We start from the raw sequence: 17,796 nt of genomic DNA, 5'->3' as shown, positions 1-17,796 counted from the left end.
ACATGTCAATCAAACCTCCGTTTACGGAACTCGAGATCAAGACACAGCCGGATGGGTTCTACAAGGACAACAGCCTGCCGATCGCCCTGATCTCAAAAAGCATCATGGTCGCGCTCGTGCTCTGGGCGCTGGTCTTTCCGGCCAATGCGAATGGCATGCTGAGCAACCTCAACTGGACGTTGCTGGAGACATTCAACCAGTTCTACATCATCATCGTCGGCATCTTCGCGTTCTTCCTGTTCATCGTTGCGATCCTGCCCTATTCGGGCCGCAAGGTGATGGGGCCCGAGGGCGAAAAACCGGAATTTTCTAACTTCTCCTGGTTCTCGATGATGTTCGGTGCCGGTCTGGGTGTTGGCCTGATGGTCTATGCCACCGCCGAGCCGATGGGGCTTTGGGGGTCGAACCCAGTTGTCGTCGCCGGTGAGGTGGCCGGCAGTTCGGAGGAAGCCGTGCAATCGGCCTTCCGCTACACGTTCCTGCACTATGGCTTCCACGCCTGGGCGATCTATGTCGTGACCGGCCTCAGCCTGGCCTATTATGCCTATACCCGCGACATGCCGCTGACCATCCGCTCGGCCCTGACACCGCTTCTGGGCTCAGCGGCCAACGGATTCCTGGGTCATGTCGTCGATGTGCTGGGCGTTGTTGCCACGATCCTCGGCGTGTCGGTCACCATCGGCTTTGGCGTTTCCCAGTTCGTCGATGGCCTTTACGCGGTGACGGACATGGGGTGGCTGGTGAACACCGCGGGTGACGTGCCGACCCCCAGCACAGTCGGCCTGATCTCTGCCCTGATCGTCATCATGGCGATGTCGATCCTGTCCGCGGTCTCGGGCGTGGGCCGGGGCATCAAGTACCTGTCGAACCTGAACATGGTCCTGTCGCTGATCCTGCTGATGACCTTCGTCATCTTCGGCTCGTTCCTGTTTGCAATGACCACCTATGGCACGGCGATCGTGGATTACATCCTGCATTTCGCATCGCTCAGCTTCGAGGCCTACGGCCCGCAGTCAGAAGCCGACTTCGCCGCCGCCCTGCCCGAGGCTGCAAGACCACTGACCGCTGACCTGATGGCCGGCGCAACCAATGCCTGGGGCAGCTTCGACGCGTTCAAGTCGGGCCTCGAAGGGCCCGCGGCCGAACTGGACGATGCCACGCTGGCGGCGGCCTATGCCGCCGGCACCGACGGGCGCCTGTTCGGCTGGCAGGCCGGCTGGACCACCTTCTATTGGGCCTGGTGGATCGCTTTCTCGCCCTTCGTGGGCCTGTTCCTGGCGCGCATCTCCAAGGGGCGCACGGTGCGTGAATTCATCCTTGGCTGCGTCATCGCCCCGGCCCTGGTCTGCTTTGCCTGGATGACGATCTTGGGCGGCACGGCGGTCAACCTCGAAGTCGCCGGCCTGGCCGATCCGTCGATCGCGGCGGCCTCGACCACCAACAAGCTCTTCGTGGCGCTTGAAAACATCCTCAGCGAGGGCCTCTACGGCATTCTCGTGGTGATGTGCGTGGTGCTGATCCTGACCTTCCTGGTGACCTCGGCCGACTCGGGCATCCTGGTGATGAACACGATCATGTCGGGCGGCAGCCATGAGACCGGCATCAAGCACCGCATCATCTGGGGGCTGATCCTGACCGCGGTGATCGGCGTGCTGATCGTGGCCGCGGGTGAGAACAACCCGCTGGATGCGCTCAAGAACGCGATGATCATCGGCGCCCTGCCCTTCACGATGGTGATGGGGCTGATGTGCATTTCACTTGCCAAGGCGCTCTACCGCGACGGTCTGCGCGAAAAACACGGCGTGGCCGAACAGCCCGCGGAATAAACCCGGTCCGGTCGGACCATTGAACGGCGCCGCCCCAAGCGGCGCCGTTTTTCATTCAGGCCGGTCCGCGAGGGGCCGGTGACAGATCAGACCTTGCAATCTGTCAGATAGGTTTCTGCCCGATCGTATCCCGCCGCTTTCGCTTCCTCCAGCAGTGCCTTGCCGCGCGTGTGGCGCTCTTTCAGGTTGTCCTCCTTCGGATTGCGGCACAAAAGGTGGCCCAGATACATCTTGGCTCCCACATGGTTGTGCCGAGCCGCATGTTCAAAACTGCGTTGCGCCGAGCTCGCGTTCTTCGTCACGCCCTGCCCCGCCATTCGCATGAAGCCTTGGAAATAGAGCGCCTCCAGATGGCCCCGCTTGGCCGCCTCGTCAATCCGCTTGATCGCGCCGTTGTACAGCTTTTCCTTGCGCAGGATCAAACCGATCTGGAACATCGATTCCGCGTCGCCCTCTTCGGCACCCTGGATAAACAAGGTCTGCGCCCTGGTGCGGTCGTCTTCCGAGTCCGACGCCTGCAAAAGAAGGCCCAGATCGCCATATCCCTCGATCACCCGTCCAATGATCGCCTGTTGCAGATACCGGCGCGCCTCCTCCTGCGTGCCCTTGACCCAGTTCAGCCGGATGGCGCGGCCCAGCCAATAGGCCGCCTGCGCATTGCCCGCTTGGGCCAGCTTTTCCAGGTCGCGCTTGGCCGCGGCCGGGTCGGGCGTGATCCCCGGCCCACCGAAATGCCGAAAAGCCAGGTTCAGCATCGCGGGCGCAAAACCTTCGGCGGCCAGCCCTTCCAGCATGGTCCTGACCCGTTCGGTCAGCGCCACGTCATTCGTGCGATTGGCCTTGGCGGTCAGCGCGCGGGTGGCGGAGAACCGCACCGAGGGCGCCGCCTGCCCCGCCGCCAGCGCCGCCTCGCAGACCGGGACCGCATGATCGGGGTTCAGAACGGCGAAAGGCACCGAATGATCCTTGCGCCCGCGTTCGCGCCCCGGATCGCCGGGGCTTTCGGCCAAATACAGGCACAGGGCAGAGAGTGACGCGCGCCGCGCTGTGTTGAGATCAGACTCCACCAGAAACCCACCAAAACCGGACGCGTAGTCCAGGTGAACCGTCTTGATGTTCTGATGTTTCTGGGCTTCGGCCTGAGCGTCCAGGGCTGCGAACAGGCCCTTGGCGTCGCGCACAATCACCTTGCCTTTCTCGACACTGACATCGTGCCCGGCGAACTGGCCTGGTTCGGGATCGAAATCCCCCGCAGACTCGTCATAATAAAGGCGCCCGTTGCCGAAGCGCAAATAGAAATACTGGTAGAACCGCTTGTCGTCTTTTTTGCGTTCGACTTGTGCCACATAGATCTTGTCATCGGGCGTCTTGTGGATCGAAAACGGCGCGCCCCAGAAGATGTTGCTGCTGGGCAGGCGAAAGAATGGCGCCAGCGACTCGATATCGCCCGCGCCCGGCAGCGGCTCCACCCGATAGGTGCCGTTGTCCCACCGCAAAGCATGAACGATCACAAAAGGTGGGTGGTTGGGTTTGCGCAGCGCTGCAACCTTTTCGCCATAAACCGTGATCTCGTCGTCGGGGGATTTGGCGACAGCGACCACATCGACGCCCGTTTTGATGCGGAGCGCGGACGAACTGTTGAAAATCGGCGTGTCGGATTGCATCTGCACGCCGCTTGGACCGACCGGCGCGGTGCCAAAAACGAAAACGAACGCCCACGCGACACCGGGCACGGTAAGACACAGGCAAAGGCACAAAAGCAGTTGTCTTGAATGTCTCATCAAAATTCTCCCCAAATCTAAGACAACTGTAACAAGGGGTTGGCTCTAATCAACCGTCCGATTTGATTGCAAAAGACGCTTGGCCCACCTATATTCGCCCTGTCCTTCGGGACTATGGACATAAACGCGCTCGTAATAAGCGGATCGGACCCGGGGGCGGTACCCGGCGGCTCCACCAAAATCCCTTTCATTTGAAGGGTTTCGGGGCCGAAACAGGATCGACGAACGTCTAAAGGGGTTAGCTTTGTCCCGGTGAGGTACCACCGTTATCGGTCCGAACAGTACAATTGCAAATGACAATCGTGCTCCGGTAGCTCTTGCTGCGTAAGCAGTCGGAAACACCGAAATCTAAGCCCTAGCCTCTAGCCAGGTTAGGCGGGGTTCGCAGGCACCTGGCAACAGAAGCCTGCACTTACCCCGCAAACCCCATCGGCCCTGCCTTGTTTGCAATTCATCCTGGCTGCGTTAGGCTGTTCGTGCCGTAGCTGAGGCCGGGGGCGGTGATGAACAAGCGCGAGATTCTGGAAACGTGGTTTCAGCGCGTCTGGCGCGACGAAGATCTGGATGCCATCGCCGAGATGATGGTTGAAGATGCCCCGGTTCACGGGCTTGATAAATCTCCTCAGCTGGGCGCGGCCGATTTCAGGGCGTTTGCCGAAACGATGCTGAAACGCATCAAGGAGACCACGATCACGATCGACGAATACCTCGAAAGCGGCGATCAGGTCTCGGTGTTAATGAACATCTCCGCCAAATGTCGCAAGACCGGCAAACCGGTGCAGATATTTGGCCTGACCATGTGCCGCATCGTAGATGGCAAGATTGCCCGGGCCTATAACTACGCTGATTTCATTGGCCTTTTCGAACAGCTAGGCACGATGCCTCCGGATGTCATGAAAAAATGCCTGTGCGGAGAACCCCTCGGGACCACCTGAAATGAATTGACACATCCGGCCCTGCAATGCAGAAACTGGGGGCAAGGGGTGCTTTGCGACATCCCCGTGAGGCGCCAGCCCAAAGTCGCATCCACTGTTCACGTGACCCAGAGGATGCCCCATGCCCGCCCCTAACGAAATCACCCCACAGCAACTCTTGCGCCTGATCGGGACGCCCGATTGCCCGGCGATCATCGATATCAGCATCGATCCGGATTTCGCCGCTGACCCCTTTCTGATTCCCGGCGCGTTTCGCCACCCGCACACGGATATACCCGGTCTGCTTGACAGGCTCGATGGCAGGCGCTGTGTGATCATCTGCCAGCAGGGCATCAAGCTGAGCCAGGGATTGACCGCCTGGCTGCGCAGCGAAGGGATCGCCGCCGAATATCTTTCGGGCGGCATGTATGGCTGGCGCGACACCCCAGGCGCGCCGCGCATCCCGGCCGCCGCCCTGCCCGATCCTGTCGGCGGCAGCACCCTCTGGGTGACGCGCCACCGTCCCAAGATCGACCGCATCGCCTGTCCGTGGCTGATCCGTCGTTTCGTCGATCCGGCGGCGCGCTTCCTGTTTGTGTCGCCGGCCGAAGTCGCCGGCGTGGCCGACCGCTATGGTGCGACGCCCTTTGACGTCGAGGATGTATTCTGGTCGCACCGCGGCGACAGGTGCACCTTCGACACCATGCTGGAGGAGTTTTCCCTGCAGACCGAGGCGCTGACCCGGATGGCCGCGATCATCCGAGGGGCAGATACCAACCGCCATGACCTGGCACCCCAATCCGCCGGTCTGCTGGCGCTGTCGGTGGGCCTGTCGCGACAGTATCGCGACGACACGGCGCAGCTTGGGGCGGGCATGGTGCTCTTTGATGCGCTGTACCGGTGGGCGCGCGACGGCGTCGATGAAGGCCATGACTGGCCCACGGGATCGAAGTAACCCCATGCAGCACCCGTCCCTGCCAGAGCTTTTTCGCGTGTTCGGACGCATCGGCCTGCTGTCATTTGGCGGTCCGGCGGCGCAGATATCGCTGATGCATACCGAGTTGGTCGATCGTCGCGAATGGCTGAACGAGCAGCAATTCCTGGGCGCGCTGTCGTTTTGCATGTTGCTGCCCGGGCCCGAGGCCATGCAACTGGCCACCTATGCGGGTTGGCGCCTGCACGGGGTACGCGGCGGGATTCTGGCGGGGCTGCTATTTGTCCTGCCCGGTGCCCTTGTCATCCTTTGCCTCGCCCTGGGTTATGCCCATTTCGGCGACCTGCCATTGATCCAGTCGCTGTTCATCGGGGTCCAGGCCGCCGTTATCGCCATCGTGTTTCAGGCGCTTTTGAAGCTCTCGTGCAAGGCGCTGAAAGGGTGGGACAGTTGGCTGTTGTCCCTGCTGGGATTTCTGGCGATCTTCGCCTTTGCGGTGCCGTTTCCGGCCATCATCGCCGCCGCCGCGCTGTGGGGTTTTTTCATGGCGCCGCAGGATACCGGCAGCACCGTGCCGGAAATGCCGGTTCATACGCCGGTTTCGCAGACCCTGAGAACCGTTGCCGTCTGGGGGGTACTGTGGCTTGCCCCGCTGATTCTGGTCTGGGCGGTCGATGCTGTTTTTCTGACCCAGCTCGGCGTTTTCTTCAGCAAACTGGCGGTGGTGACGTTCGGCGGGGCATATGCGGTGCTGGCCTACATGACGCAAGCCGTCGTCGACACCCACAACTGGCTTACCACGCAACAGATGATCGACGCGCTCGGCCTTGCGGAAACAACGCCGGGACCGCTGATCCTGGTGACAGAGTTCGTGGGCCTCCTGGCGGGGTTTCAGCAGGGCGGCATCGCGCTGGCGCTGGCGGCGGGTATCCTCACGCTATGGGTCACGTTCACCCCATGTTTCCTATGGATATTCGCCGGCGCGCCCTATGTCGAAAACATCCTCGCCCGGCCGCGGCTCAAAGGTGCGCTGGCGGCGATCTCGGCCGCGGTGGTCGGCGTGATCCTCAACCTGTCGGTCTGGTTCGCCCTGCATGTGCTTTTTTCGGAGGTCATGCAGGGCCGCTTCGGGCCGGTGCCCGACCTCGCAGGCTTCCGCCCCCTGAGCGCCGGTTTCGTCGTGCTGGCCTGCGTGCTTTTCCTGGGGCTGCGCCTGCCGGTGCCGGCGTTGCTGACCCTCATGGCCGCCGCCGCCGGGGCCGCGCATTTTTTCGCCTGATCTTTCGCGCAGCGGGTCTTTTGTTTTGTTTCGAATCCCCTATGCTGAAATCTCAGATAGCCGGGGAACATGATGTCGCGCTCGATCGATTATGGAAACCTGATGCACCGCGCCATGCGCGGACTGATACAGGACGTTCTGAACGACGTGCGCGAGAACGGTTTGCCCGGCGCGCATCACTTCTTCATCACCTTTGACACCACGCACCCGGATGCCCGGCTGGCGGATTGGCTGCGCGAACGCTATCCCAGCGAGATGACCGTGGTCATGCAGCATTGGTTTGACGATCTCGACGTCACCGATACGGGATTCTCGGTCACGCTGAATTTCGGTGATGCGCCTGAGAACCTGTATGTTCCCTATGACGCCATCGAAACCTTTGTCGATCCTTCGGTCGAATTCGGCTTGCGGTTCGAAACCCAGGACGATGACGCCGCCGAGGACGAACCCGAATCCTCCGAGACCGAACCCGTGGCCGAGGAAGAGCCGGAAGCCGACAAGCCCGAAGCCGAAGTCGTGAGCCTCGACAGTTTCCGCAAGTGAGCCCTGCCCAAACCGTGATCCCCGGAATGCCGCCACAAACGCCCGTGCCGGATTGAATTTCCGCGCATCTAGGATATGACGGTGCAAAATCATTCAGGAGAGTTCCAACATGCCCCAGACCCGCACCGAAACCGACAGTTTTGGCCCGCTTGACGTTCCGGCGGACAAGTACTGGGGCGCACAGACGCAGCGGTCGATCATGAACTTCCCGATCGGGTGGGAAAAACAGCCGGTCGCCATCGTGCGCGCGCTTGGCGTCATCAAGAAGGCCTGCGCACAGGCCAATGTCGAACTCGGCAAGCTGGACGCCAAACGCGGCGAGGCCATCATTCAGGCGGCGGGTGAGGTGGTCGAGGGCAAGCTGGACGACAATTTCCCGCTGGTTGTCTGGCAGACCGGTTCCGGCACGCAGTCGAACATGAACGCCAACGAGGTGATCGCCAACCGCGCGATCGAAATCCTGGGCGGCACCATCGGCTCCAAGGACTCGGTGCATCCGAACGACCATTGCAACATGGGGCAATCGTCGAATGACACCTTCCCCACGGCAATGCACATCTCGGCGGCGACAACGGCACATGACGTTCTGCTGCCCGGCCTGGCCAAGTTGCACGCCGCGCTGGAACAGAAGGTTCAGCAATTCGACGGCATCATCAAGATCGGCCGCACCCATACCCAGGACGCCACGCCGCTGACGCTGAGCCAGGAGTTTTCGGGCTATGCTCACCAGGTCGCGATGGGGATTGCCCGCGTCAAGGGCGCGCTTGGCCGGATCTATGAACTGGCGCAGGGCGGCACCGCCGTGGGCACCGGCCTCAACACCACCAAGGGCTGGGACAAGATGGTCGCCGCCAACATGGCCGAGATCACCGGCCTGCCCTTCGTCACCGCCCCCAACAAGTTCGAGGCGCTGGCCGCCCATGACGCGATGGTGGAAATGTCAGGGGCACTGAAAACCGTGGCCGCCTCGCTGTTCAAGATCGCCAATGACATCCGGCTTTTGGGCTCCGGCCCGCGCTGCGGGCTGGGCGAGTTGATCCTGCCGGAAAACGAACCCGGCAGTTCGATCATGCCCGGCAAGGTCAACCCGACCCAGTGCGAGGCGCTGACCCAGGTCTGCGCCCATGTGATGGGCAATGACGCTGCTGTCGGGTTCGCCGGATCGCAGGGCCATTTCGAGCTGAACGTCTACAAGCCGATGATGGCCTATAACGTGCTGCAATCCATGCAGCTTCTGGGGGATGCCAGCAGCGCCTTCACCGATAACCTGGTCAACGGGCTGCGCGCCGATGAAACGCGGATCGACAAGCTGATGCGCGAATCGCTGATGCTGGTGACGGCGCTTGCCCCCGAGATCGGCTACGACAACGCCACCAAGGTTGCCAAGACCGCGCACAAGAACGGCACCACGCTGAAGGAAGAGGCGATTGCGCTTGGCTTCGTGGACGAAGAGACCTTTGACCGCGTGGTGCGCCCGGAAAACATGGTTGGCCCCCGGTAATGGCAGAGCCGGTCAATCTGAACCGGTATCGCAAGGCCAGGGCGCGGGTCGAGAAAAAGGCCCGCGCCGATGAAAACGCGGTCAAGTTCGGCCGCAGCAAGGCGGAAAAGGAGCTGGACAAGGCCCGCGCGGACAAGGCCCGTGGCGCGGTTGATCAGCACAAGCGCGACGAATGAGCGGCCGGCCGGTCAAACATTCCCTGACCCTGCGCGGCCATCGCACCAGTGTTTCGCTGGAGGACGCATTCTGGCGCGCGTTCCGGGAAATTGCGGAAGAAAAAGACACTCCGATCAATGCGTTGGCAGCCGAAATTGATGCAGATCGCGGTTCTGATATGGGCCTTGCCTCAGCCATCCGGGTCTATGTGCTGAACCATTACCGAGATAAATGACTTTTTGACCACCTTGGGCCAAATCCAACATTTGAATCGAGATTACATCTATCGAGAGTAAGCTAAGTTCCCATCCAGATAAAGAAAAGCCAGATTTCGGCCTACATACAACCATGCTCATGTTGGGTGCCTTGGGCAGTTTCAAGGTCACCTTGGCCGTCAAAACCTAAGAATACATACATACGGATATTACATGGAAAACGGTTGGCTTCGCGTGTAAATACTTCACGTCCTACGTTTATTTCGTTTTGATATCGCATCCAAACCTGAGAGCTCGGCGTGCGTTCAAATCCCGCATTATTCAGTTTCTTAACAACAGCTTCCCGTAGTTCTCCCGGCATGAACAGCTCGGGAATAAGGGCAACGCGCTCGCTGGAACTATACGTATTTAGGCCGTTCCTGATTTCATTGGCAATTGGGTTGAAACGCAGATCAAACCTCTTGAAAGAGTTGAGCACAGCTAATCCTGTTATAACGAAAAGAACTGCAATCAACGCAAAGGTTAACTTAAGCAAACTTCGTGGCTTCAAGTCCCATAACCTCACAAGTAAACCGCCCTTTGCTCAATTCTTTATTGGCAATTCGCGCTGAAGTCGAACGGCTTCTCAGCCGTTACGGCGTTTCAAGCATAGCCAGATGCCTTGCTTACCCCGAACCGTGAGATGGGCCACGGGCATTGCCGGGCGGTCGGGGACCAGTTCGAAACGGTAGGCCCTCACCAGCATCGACAGCAATAGCGGCCCCTCGATCATTGCAAATCCCGCGCCGGGGCAGACGCGCTGACCGGCGGAAAACGGGATGTAGGCCCGGCGCAGGCAGGTCTTGCCGTTCTCGGTCGCATATCGCGCCGGGTCGAAACCGTCCGGGTTGTCCCACAGCCGCTCATGCCGGTGCAGGTGCCAGGGGCTCAGCACGATCTGCGCGCCCATGGGAACCGCCCGATCACGAAACCGTTCGGGGCGCGCGGCCTGGCGCACCATCATCGGCACTGGCGGATAAAGACGCAGGGTTTCGCGGAACACATCGCGGGAGACACGCAGTTTGGACAATTCGGAAAACCCGAAATCATCGGTCAACGCCTGTGCCTCCTCGGCCACCCGATCCTGCCACTCGGGATACATCGCCAGTAGATAAAGTGCCCAGGCAAGGGCCGAGGCGCTGGTCTCGTGCCCCGCCAGAAAGAAGATCGCCACCTGATCGACCATTTCGTCGGTGTCGAATCTTTGCCCGGTTTCCGGGTCCGGCGTGGTCATGATCTTGGTGGCCAGATCGTCGGGGGCGGTGCCGGTGCGGATCTGATCCGCCCGCTCGGCGGTCAGCCGGGAAATCAACCTGCGGATATGCCGCGCGGTCTGGCGGGTGGCGCGCCGGTGCAAGCGCGGAAACCAGCGTGGCAGCGGCAGGAACGCGCCAAGGTTGACGACCGGTTGCTTGCGCTGATGGTTGCGGAAGCTCTGGAACACTTCCGCCGCGACCTCATGCTCGATCGGGATCGAAAACAGGGTGCGAAAGATCACGTCGGCGGCGGCATGGCTGGTCTGCGCCTCGATTTCCAGCGGCTGGCCGTCGGCGTTGGGCGCCAGCCGCGCCACCGCGCCCTGCCCCGCCGCCCGGATCGACGGGAAAGTGTCGCGCAATCTGCCACCCTCGAAGGCCGGGTCGATGATCCGGCGCTGCCGCTTCCAGACCGCACCGTTGGTGACAAAGACCGAATTGCCCAGAAGCGGACTCAGCCCCTCGCGGATGCGATCGGATTTGGGAAAATCATCGGGCCGTTCGCGCAGCACCAGGTCGACCAGCTCGGGCTGGTTACACAGGTAGGACCGGAAGAACGGCGTTCGGAATTCCGCCATCCACGCACGGTAAAGCCGCGCCGGCTGGGCCGACAGGATGTCCCTGCGAAAAAGCCGCAAATAGCGCCAGAGCGAGACGCGCCCGGCGCGGGCGGGCGGCTTGGGCGGCAGCGTCATGGGGTGACGCCCCGATGCGATGAAACCGCCGCCTCGATCCGCGATCTTGACGGGGCGCGGCCCTTGAACCGGTCTGCCAGCGTGCGTGGCCCGGCGGTGATCTGGAAATAATCGTAATCGCCGGGGCGATCAAAGGCGCAGAGATACTGAAAATGCAGCCGGAAGAACCGCCAGCGCAGCGCCTTCCAGCGTTCCGGGCTGAGGGTCTGGGTGAAGGCGGCAGACAGGACCAGCGGCCAGCGTTTGGCCGGTGTCGCAACGCCGCTGACCCCAACCGGATCACAAAGCGCAAAGGCACAGCCATCCCCCGGGGCGGTGATATCGACCCAGGCGATGTCGTCCCGCGACGACAGGAACTGCAGATCGGCGCGCAGCCGGTGCGCCTGCGGCAGGAAGGACACCATCGGCACCACCTGCCCGAGGGTCAGGAAAGACAGCGCCGGACCGCTATCCGGTACCCCACCCTGCCGGATCAGATCGGCCAGGATCGAAATGCCCAGATGTGCCCCCGAAGAATGGCCCACCACCAGCACCTCGTCCGCCTCCCCGGTCATCGCTTGCGCGATTTCATCGGTGAATTCGGCCATGCGCGTCTCAAGCTCGGGCGGGTTGGCGCCGTAATGCTGCGCCGAATAGGCGTAGTTGTGCAGCAGGTAATAGGTGAAGAACCGGCTGTCCTGCCGCTTGAACCACACCAGCAGCCCCCAGGCCGCCGCCAGCCCGGCGGCCAGCGCGATCATGTGTCCGACCAATCCCAGCACCGGGATCAGCGCCGCCTTGCCCGCCCAGACGACAACCGACCCCACGCCCACGGCAAGAACCAGTTGCAACAGCAGGAAGCCAACCGGGTAGAGCGCGGCAATCACCGGCCCCTTGCGCAGGCGCATCAGGCGAAACAGCGCCCCGGTCGAAAGGTAGATCCACGCGGTTCGGAACAGCAGCGCGTAGCTGCCGGCGATCCCATGATCCATACTGCCGCGCACGATGTCGGACCAGATCAGCGTTTCGATATCCGTCCGGTTTTGCGTGCCGTCAATCAGCGCCTCGACATGCCAGCCATAGCGGCCCGGCGCCTGTTGCGGCCTGAGGTTGATTTCATACCCCGAGATCGCCGCCTGCGCCGCGCCTTCCTTGCGGTAAAGCTCGCGGTAGCGCCGGGGATGGATCGGGTCATAGCCCGGTATGTAGAAAACGTGCCTGCGGCGCACTGGTCGGCTGCTCATGGCGGCGACGTTAGCGCAGGTTTTTCACGAGCGGTAGGATTATCCGATATTCGCCAGCGCGGGGAACATCTCCAGCAGCCAGTAGGAAAAGGCCGAGAAGCCGCCGGTCAGCATCAGCAGGCCGATTGTCCACAGCAGCAACCCCATGCAGCGTTCGATTTGGGCCATGTGGCGCTTCATCCACGCCATGACCCCCGTGAGGCGCGGCAGAAAGGCGGCGACCAGAAGGAAGGGCACCCCCAGCCCGATGGCATAGACCGCCAGCAGGAAGGTGCCGCGCGGCACGGAACCCTCGGAGGCGGCCAGCGACAGGATCGCGCCCAGCTGCGGGCCGATACAGGGCGTCCAGCCAAAGGCAAAGGCAAGCCCCAGGATATAGGCCCCAAAGGCCGAGCCACCCCGGTCGCCCGCATCCATACGGGCCTCACGGTCCAGGAATCCAAGGCGGTAGATGCCCAGGAAATGTAGCCCGAACCCCATCACCAGGATCCCGGCGACGGTGTTGAACGTGCCCTGATAGGTCAGAAAGGCCGTTCCGATGGCCGAGGCGGCAAAGCCCAGGAACAGGAACACCGTCGACAGGCCCAGCACGAAAAACAGCGCCGGCACGGTCGCACGGGCGCGCTCGGTCCCGCTGGTCGCCAGTTCGTTCAGGGTCACGCCGCTCATATAGGCCAGATAGGGCGGCACGATCGGCAGCACGCAGGGGCTGAGGAAAGAGATCACGCCCGCCAGCAGCGCCACGATCATGGCGGGCAGAAGGCTTGCGTCGATGATTTCTATGCCGAACATTTCACCCACATAGTCAATTCCGAAGGCCGCGTCACGGGGCCTCGGTTCACAAGCTTGTGGACAGCAAGTGACCTGGCGCATATGTCGCGGCTATGGACATGATCGAGATCGATGCCCGCGGGCTGCTGTGCCCGCTGCCGGTGCTGAAACTGGCCAAGCGAATCAAATCGCTAGAAGCCGGCGCGCAGGTGCGTCTTCTGGCCGATGATCCGGCCGCCGTGGTCGACGTGCCGCATTACTGCACCGAGACGGGGCACGAACTGGTGTCGGTCACCAATGGCGCGGGTTGCCAGGTCTATCTGGTACGGAAATCCGTCTGAACGGCCGTGGCCGGCGAAACGGATGCTAACCCTGCGCTTTCGCCTTCTTTCCACGCCAGAGGATAAACAGCCCTGACAGCACGATCAGCGCGCAACCGGCCAGCATCGACAGGTCGAGTCGTTCGCCGAACAGGACCACACCCAATCCGACCCCGAAGATCAGCCTGGTGTATCGGAACGGTGTCACGGCCGAGACTTCGCCGGTGCGCATCGCTTTCATCAGGCAGGCATAGCTCAACACGCCCGCCAGCACCGCCCCCAGCAGGCACAGCCAGGCCGGGATCCCGGGCGACACGAACGCAGCACGGTCCCAGATCGCAAATAACAGCCCGGCAACGGCGACCGACAGGAAGCCGTAGAGCCCAAGGATAAGCGCGCTCAGCGACGCGGGCGCGGCGCGGCTGGCCAGATCGCGGCCGGCAAAGCCGAGCATCCCGAGCACCGCCAGAATCGAAAGCATCGAAAAGCCTTCGGCGCCGGGCTGTATGATCACCACAACGCCCAGCAAGCCGATGATGATCGCGCCCCACCGCCGCCAACCGACCGTTTCGCCAAAGACCAGCGCCGCGCCCGCCACCACGACGATCGGCGTCGCCTGCAGAATCACCGTCGCCGCCGATAGCGGTGTCAGTGCGAGGGCCAGCACATAGAAAAGGCGGCCGGTGATCTCGAAAAACGCGCGAACGCGCATGGGCCGGGACATCACATCCGGCGAGTATAGGCGCTCGTTCTTAAGCCGCGCGGCGCAGGCAAAAAGAAGCGCACCGCCGAGGCCGAAAACTATCATGATCTGCCCGACGGGAATGGTCGTGGACGCGGCCTTCAGAAACGTATCTTCAACCGCAAAGCCCGCCATCGCGGCGACCATGAAAAAGCTGCCCTTCAGATTGGCGCGGAGGTCTTCCTTGGTATGGGTGGTCACGGCGATTCCATTGCGGATTTTATGGATGTCCTGGCTGAGTTCTGGCAGGTCTGTCAGCAACCCGCAATCCCGGCCAGCAAGCAATCCCTATCCGCCTGCCGGGTTGCGTGAAACAAAAAACGCACTTCTATAAAAAGAGGTGCGTTTTCATGTCATTACATGGAGCTCTTAACGTCCCAGAGACCACCAGCCCTTGCGCTTGGGCTTGTCGGATTCCGGGGCCTCCTCGGCCACCGGGTCCGACGCGGGGGCCGGGGCGGGTTCAGGCTTTGGGGCTTCTGCCACGGCGACATCGCTGACCGGTTCGGCAATGACGGCGGCGGGCTTCGTCCCGGCTTCGGCCATTTCCGGCGCGGGCGCTTCGGCCTCGGCGGTCTCCGGCTCTTTCTTCTTTGCCCGGGACCGGCGCTTCTTGGGCTTCTCCTCTGGTGCCGGGGCCTCGTCGGCGGCGGTCTCCGGCTCGGCAGGCGCCTCGGCGTCGCTCTCGGCTTTCTCGGCCGGGGCTTCATCGGCCTTCTTGCGCGGTCTGCGGGTGCGTTTGGGCTTGGGGGTCTCTTCGGCGGGCGCTTCGGCCGCCGCATCATCGGACGGCGCCTCATCTTGCGCCGGTTCCGCCTCGCCCGTCTTGGCCTCATCCGCGTCTTCAGCACCGTTTTCCTGCGCGGCAACCGCCTGATCGTCCCCCGACGTATCGGATTTAGACTTGCGGCGGCGACGGCGGCGGCGGCGCTTCTTGGGCCGGTTCTCATCATCTTCGGCGGGGTCGGCGGGCGCCCCTGCCGCAGTTGCCTGATCTTCTTCGCTGTCTATGTCATCCATCAACGAACTGTCGACGGACACAACGGCCTCTGACGCGTCCGGAATATTGCGGGTTGCGGTCTTGTATTTCTCAAGCGAGAAATCCGGGCTCACAAGCATCGGGTCGCCTTCGATCCGCACCGAAAGCCCATAGCGCGCCTCGATCTGGGCGACGTGTTCCCGCTTCTGGTTCATCACGAAATTCGCAATCCCGACCGGGCATTTGACCAGCACCTCCCGTGACCGGCGGCGCACGCCCTCTTCCTCGATCTGGCGCAGGATGCTGAGCGCGAGGTTGTCGTCGGAACGGATCAGACCGGTGCCATGACAGGCCTGGCAGGGTTGCGTCGTGGCCTCGATCATCCCCGGACGAAGCCGCTGACGCGACATCTCCATCAGGCCAAAGCCGCTGATCCGGCCCACCTGGATGCGGGCGCGGTCGGTCTTCAGCTTTTCCTTCATCCGCTTTTCAACGGCCGCGTTGTTGCGGCGTTCGTCCATGTCGATGAAGTCGATCACGATCAAGCCTGCCAGATCGCGCAGGCGCAACTGGCGGGCCACTTCCTCGGCGGCTTCGAGATTGGTCTTGAGCGCGGTTTCCTCGATCGAGCCTTCCTTGGTGGCCCGGCCGGAGTTCACGTCGATTGCCACCAGCGCCTCGGTCACGCCGATCACGATATAGCCGCCAGATTTCAGCTGCACCGTCGGGTTGAACATGCCGCTCAGGTAGCTTTCCACCTGGTGACGGGCAAAGAGCGGCATCGCATCGGTATAATGCTTCACGTTCTTCGCGTGGGACGGCATGATCATCTTCATGAAGTCCTTGGCGATACGGTAGCCGCGCTCGCCCTCGACCAGAACCTCGTCGATCTCGCGGTTATAGAGGTCGCGGATCGAGCGTTTGATCAGGTCGCCCTCCTCGTAGATCTTGGCCGGCGCAATGGATTTCAGCGTCAGTTCGCGGATCTGCTCCCACATGCGCTGCAGGTATTCATAGTCGCGCTTGATCTCGGACTTGGTCCGTTTCGCCCCGGCGGTCCGCACGATCAGCCCCGCGCCGGAGGGTACGTCGATTTCGCTGGCGATCTCTTTCAGCTTCTTGCGGTCGGCGGCGTTGGTGATCTTGCGCGAGATACCGCCGCCACGCGCGGTATTGGGCATCAGCACGCAGTAGCGGCCTGCCAGCGACAGGTAGGTGGTCAGTGCCGCGCCCTTGTTGCCGCGTTCTTCCTTGACGACCTGCACCAGAAGGATCTGGCGTACCTTGATGACCTCCTGGATCTTGTAACGGCGCGGACGCGGTTTGCGCGGCGGCCGGATGTCTTCGCTGTCATCCTCGTCGGCCACGGACTCGATGGTTTCGTCCTTGGCCGATGCGTTGGCCCTGGACTGGGTATCATCATCGTCGTCGGCGTCGTCGTCCTGTGCGTCGTCCTGTGCGTCATCTGGGGCGTCCGCCGCGTCAGCAGCGCCTTCCCCCGCTGCGGCCTCGGCGTCATCTGGCGCGGCGGGTTCCGCTTCGGTCGTATCGGCATCGGTGCTCTCCTGCGCACCGTCGTCGGGTTCTTCCACGGGCGTGTCACCGACCAGTTCCATCGGCGAAACGCCTTCATCCGGGTCAAGCGCGTCGTCGCCCAGGTCGATCGTTTCCATCCCCGAGATTTCGCCCTCGGTCAATTCCGAAGTCACCACCGCATCCTCGGAAGAGGTCTTCTCCGCCTTGGCTTTCGCCCGTCCGCGCCCACGGCGCTTCTTGGGTTTTTCCTCTTCCTCATCGCGGGCCTTCATCGCCTCGGCATAGGCGCGTTCTTCTTCCAGCAGCGCCTCGCGGTCGGCGACGGGAATCTGGTAGTAATCCGGGTGGATCTCGGAAAAGGCCAGGAAACCGTGGCGGTTTCCGCCATAGTCGACAAAGGCCGCCTGCAGCGACGGTTCGACCCGGGTGACTTTTGCGAGGTAGATGTTGCCAGCTAGCTGGCGTTTGTTCTCGGATTCAAAGTCGAACTCCTCAACCTTGTTTCCGTCAACCACCACGACACGGGTTTCCTCCGCGTGGGTGGCGTCGATAAGCATTTTCTTAGCCATGTTGTCCAATTGCATCGCGGCAATCGCACCGGCCCCGGTGGGGCGGCGAGCTGCGGCTGATGTCTGATAAGGGCGATAGCGGGCGCGCGTGAGGAGGTGCCGGAGACGGCCCCTGCTCTGACGTTTTGTTGCCTCGCGCGCTTCATCGCGTTTCTTCTCCGGCGCCTTGCGTGACGCCAATTTGGGGCCCGATATGCCATTTTCTGGCCTCGGGCATGTAGTCGGCCCCGTTTTCCAGGGCCCAATCGGTCTGTTCAGCGGCACGGGACGGGCCCGGCTTGTCTCTGATACAGCGAATCTCATGCGGCGGGTCCGGTTGAACCGCTGCCGTCAAATCACACTAAAGCGGGAAGTGGTGGAATTACAATGGCGAAAATGACTTCGGCAATGGCGGAAGGCCGTCTGACCGCTTGGGCCCTGGGCGGTCCGTCAACGTGAGCGGCGCGATCGCCAGACCGCGGGATGGCGGCGAACCTGAGTTCAGCGCAGTTTATCCCTGCCAAGTCCGAATAACCCG

Annotated in this window: 16 protein-coding genes and 1 other RNA gene; 10 read left to right on the top strand and 7 right to left on the bottom strand. The window is 62.1% G+C overall.

The features are described from left to right. Positions 1-2: 2 nt before the first annotated feature. Positions 3-1,826: a BCCT family transporter gene (locus tag AAFO92_RS05580; RefSeq protein ID WP_347533662.1), complete on the top strand. Its 1,824-nt coding sequence runs from the start codon at positions 3-5 to the stop codon at positions 1,824-1,826. Positions 1,827-1,912: 86 nt separating this feature from the next. On the opposite strand, the gene AAFO92_RS05575 is transcribed toward AAFO92_RS05580, so the two are convergent. Continuing rightward, entirely contained in the window at positions 1,913-3,607 is a 1,695-nt protein-coding gene (locus tag AAFO92_RS05575; protein ID WP_347533661.1) for a tetratricopeptide repeat protein, read from the bottom strand. A 62-nt stretch (positions 3,608-3,669) separates the two neighbouring features. Here AAFO92_RS05575 and ssrA point away from each other — a divergent pair. The 8 genes from ssrA (at position 3,670) to AAFO92_RS05535 (ending at position 9,169) form a co-directional block, all read left to right on the top strand. Next, positions 3,670-4,020: a transfer-messenger RNA gene (ssrA, locus tag AAFO92_RS05570) on the top strand. Positions 4,021-4,110: 90 nt separating this feature from the next. Continuing rightward, positions 4,111-4,542, top strand: coding sequence for a nuclear transport factor 2 family protein (locus AAFO92_RS05565; protein ID WP_347533660.1), 432 nt, complete (start codon positions 4,111-4,113; stop codon positions 4,540-4,542). A 121-nt stretch (positions 4,543-4,663) separates the two neighbouring features. Next, complete coding sequence (locus AAFO92_RS05560; RefSeq protein ID WP_347533659.1) at positions 4,664-5,476, top strand: sulfurtransferase/chromate resistance protein; 813 nt, start codon at positions 4,664-4,666, stop codon at positions 5,474-5,476. Between the two features lie 4 nt (positions 5,477-5,480). After that, positions 5,481-6,734: a chromate efflux transporter gene (gene chrA / locus AAFO92_RS05555; protein WP_347533658.1), complete on the top strand. Its 1,254-nt coding sequence runs from the start codon at positions 5,481-5,483 to the stop codon at positions 6,732-6,734. A gap of 72 nt (positions 6,735-6,806) precedes the next feature. After that, complete coding sequence (locus AAFO92_RS05550) at positions 6,807-7,277, top strand: ClpXP protease specificity-enhancing factor SspB (RefSeq protein WP_347533657.1); 471 nt, start codon at positions 6,807-6,809, stop codon at positions 7,275-7,277. A 109-nt stretch (positions 7,278-7,386) separates the two neighbouring features. Then, complete coding sequence (gene fumC, locus AAFO92_RS05545; protein WP_347533656.1) at positions 7,387-8,778, top strand: class II fumarate hydratase; 1,392 nt, start codon at positions 7,387-7,389, stop codon at positions 8,776-8,778. Continuing rightward, positions 8,778-8,954, top strand: a complete 177-nt coding sequence (locus AAFO92_RS05540; RefSeq protein ID WP_347533655.1) for a DUF4169 family protein — start codon at positions 8,778-8,780, stop codon at positions 8,952-8,954. The genes fumC and AAFO92_RS05540 overlap by 1 nt, the downstream gene beginning before the upstream one ends. Continuing rightward, positions 8,951-9,169, top strand: a complete 219-nt coding sequence (locus AAFO92_RS05535; protein ID WP_347533654.1) for a ribbon-helix-helix domain-containing protein — start codon at positions 8,951-8,953, stop codon at positions 9,167-9,169. Before AAFO92_RS05540 ends, AAFO92_RS05535 begins: the two co-directional genes overlap by 4 nt. Before the next feature lie 101 nt (positions 9,170-9,270). Here the strand turns inward: AAFO92_RS05535 and AAFO92_RS05530 are convergent, their stop codons facing one another. The 4 genes from AAFO92_RS05530 to AAFO92_RS05515 form a co-directional block, all read right to left on the bottom strand. Beyond that, the gene (locus AAFO92_RS05530) at positions 9,271-9,684 is read right to left on the bottom strand and encodes a hypothetical protein (protein ID WP_347533653.1); all 414 of its coding nucleotides are present in this window, start codon (positions 9,682-9,684) and stop codon (positions 9,271-9,273) included. A 90-nt stretch (positions 9,685-9,774) separates the two neighbouring features. Then, positions 9,775-11,139 carry a cytochrome P450 gene (locus AAFO92_RS05525; RefSeq protein WP_347533652.1) on the bottom strand — a complete coding sequence of 455 codons (1,365 nt, stop codon included), beginning with the start codon at positions 11,137-11,139 and terminating at the stop codon, positions 9,775-9,777. Then, the gene (locus AAFO92_RS05520) at positions 11,136-12,362 is read right to left on the bottom strand and encodes a hypothetical protein (RefSeq protein ID WP_347533651.1); all 1,227 of its coding nucleotides are present in this window, start codon (positions 12,360-12,362) and stop codon (positions 11,136-11,138) included. Before AAFO92_RS05520 ends, AAFO92_RS05525 begins: the two co-directional genes overlap by 4 nt. Before the next feature lie 39 nt (positions 12,363-12,401). Continuing rightward, a complete protein-coding gene (locus tag AAFO92_RS05515; RefSeq protein WP_347533650.1) occupies positions 12,402-13,154 on the bottom strand; it encodes a cytochrome c biogenesis protein CcdA in 753 nt (250 codons plus the stop codon). Positions 13,155-13,246: 92 nt separating this feature from the next. Between AAFO92_RS05515 and AAFO92_RS05510 the strand changes: the two genes are divergently transcribed. Beyond that, positions 13,247-13,474, top strand: a complete 228-nt coding sequence (locus AAFO92_RS05510) for a sulfurtransferase TusA family protein (RefSeq protein ID WP_347533649.1) — start codon at positions 13,247-13,249, stop codon at positions 13,472-13,474. A gap of 25 nt (positions 13,475-13,499) precedes the next feature. Here AAFO92_RS05510 and AAFO92_RS05505 read toward each other — a convergent pair whose 3' ends face one another. Together AAFO92_RS05505 and AAFO92_RS05500 are read right to left on the bottom strand one after the other, a co-directional pair. After that, positions 13,500-14,396: a DMT family transporter gene (locus AAFO92_RS05505; RefSeq protein WP_347533872.1), complete on the bottom strand. Its 897-nt coding sequence runs from the start codon at positions 14,394-14,396 to the stop codon at positions 13,500-13,502. 168 nt (positions 14,397-14,564) lie between these two features. Further along, positions 14,565-17,279, bottom strand: coding sequence for an Rne/Rng family ribonuclease (locus AAFO92_RS05500; RefSeq protein ID WP_347533648.1), 2,715 nt, complete (start codon positions 17,277-17,279; stop codon positions 14,565-14,567). Between the last annotated feature and the right edge of the window lie 517 nt (positions 17,280-17,796).

Origin of the sequence: Roseovarius sp. CAU 1744 (assembly GCF_039839345.1) — a bacterium.
GTDB lineage: Bacteria > Pseudomonadota > Alphaproteobacteria > Rhodobacterales > Rhodobacteraceae > Roseovarius.
The sequence above is the reverse complement of the archived record's forward strand: the minus strand, read 5'-3'. Positions and strand labels throughout refer to the sequence as shown.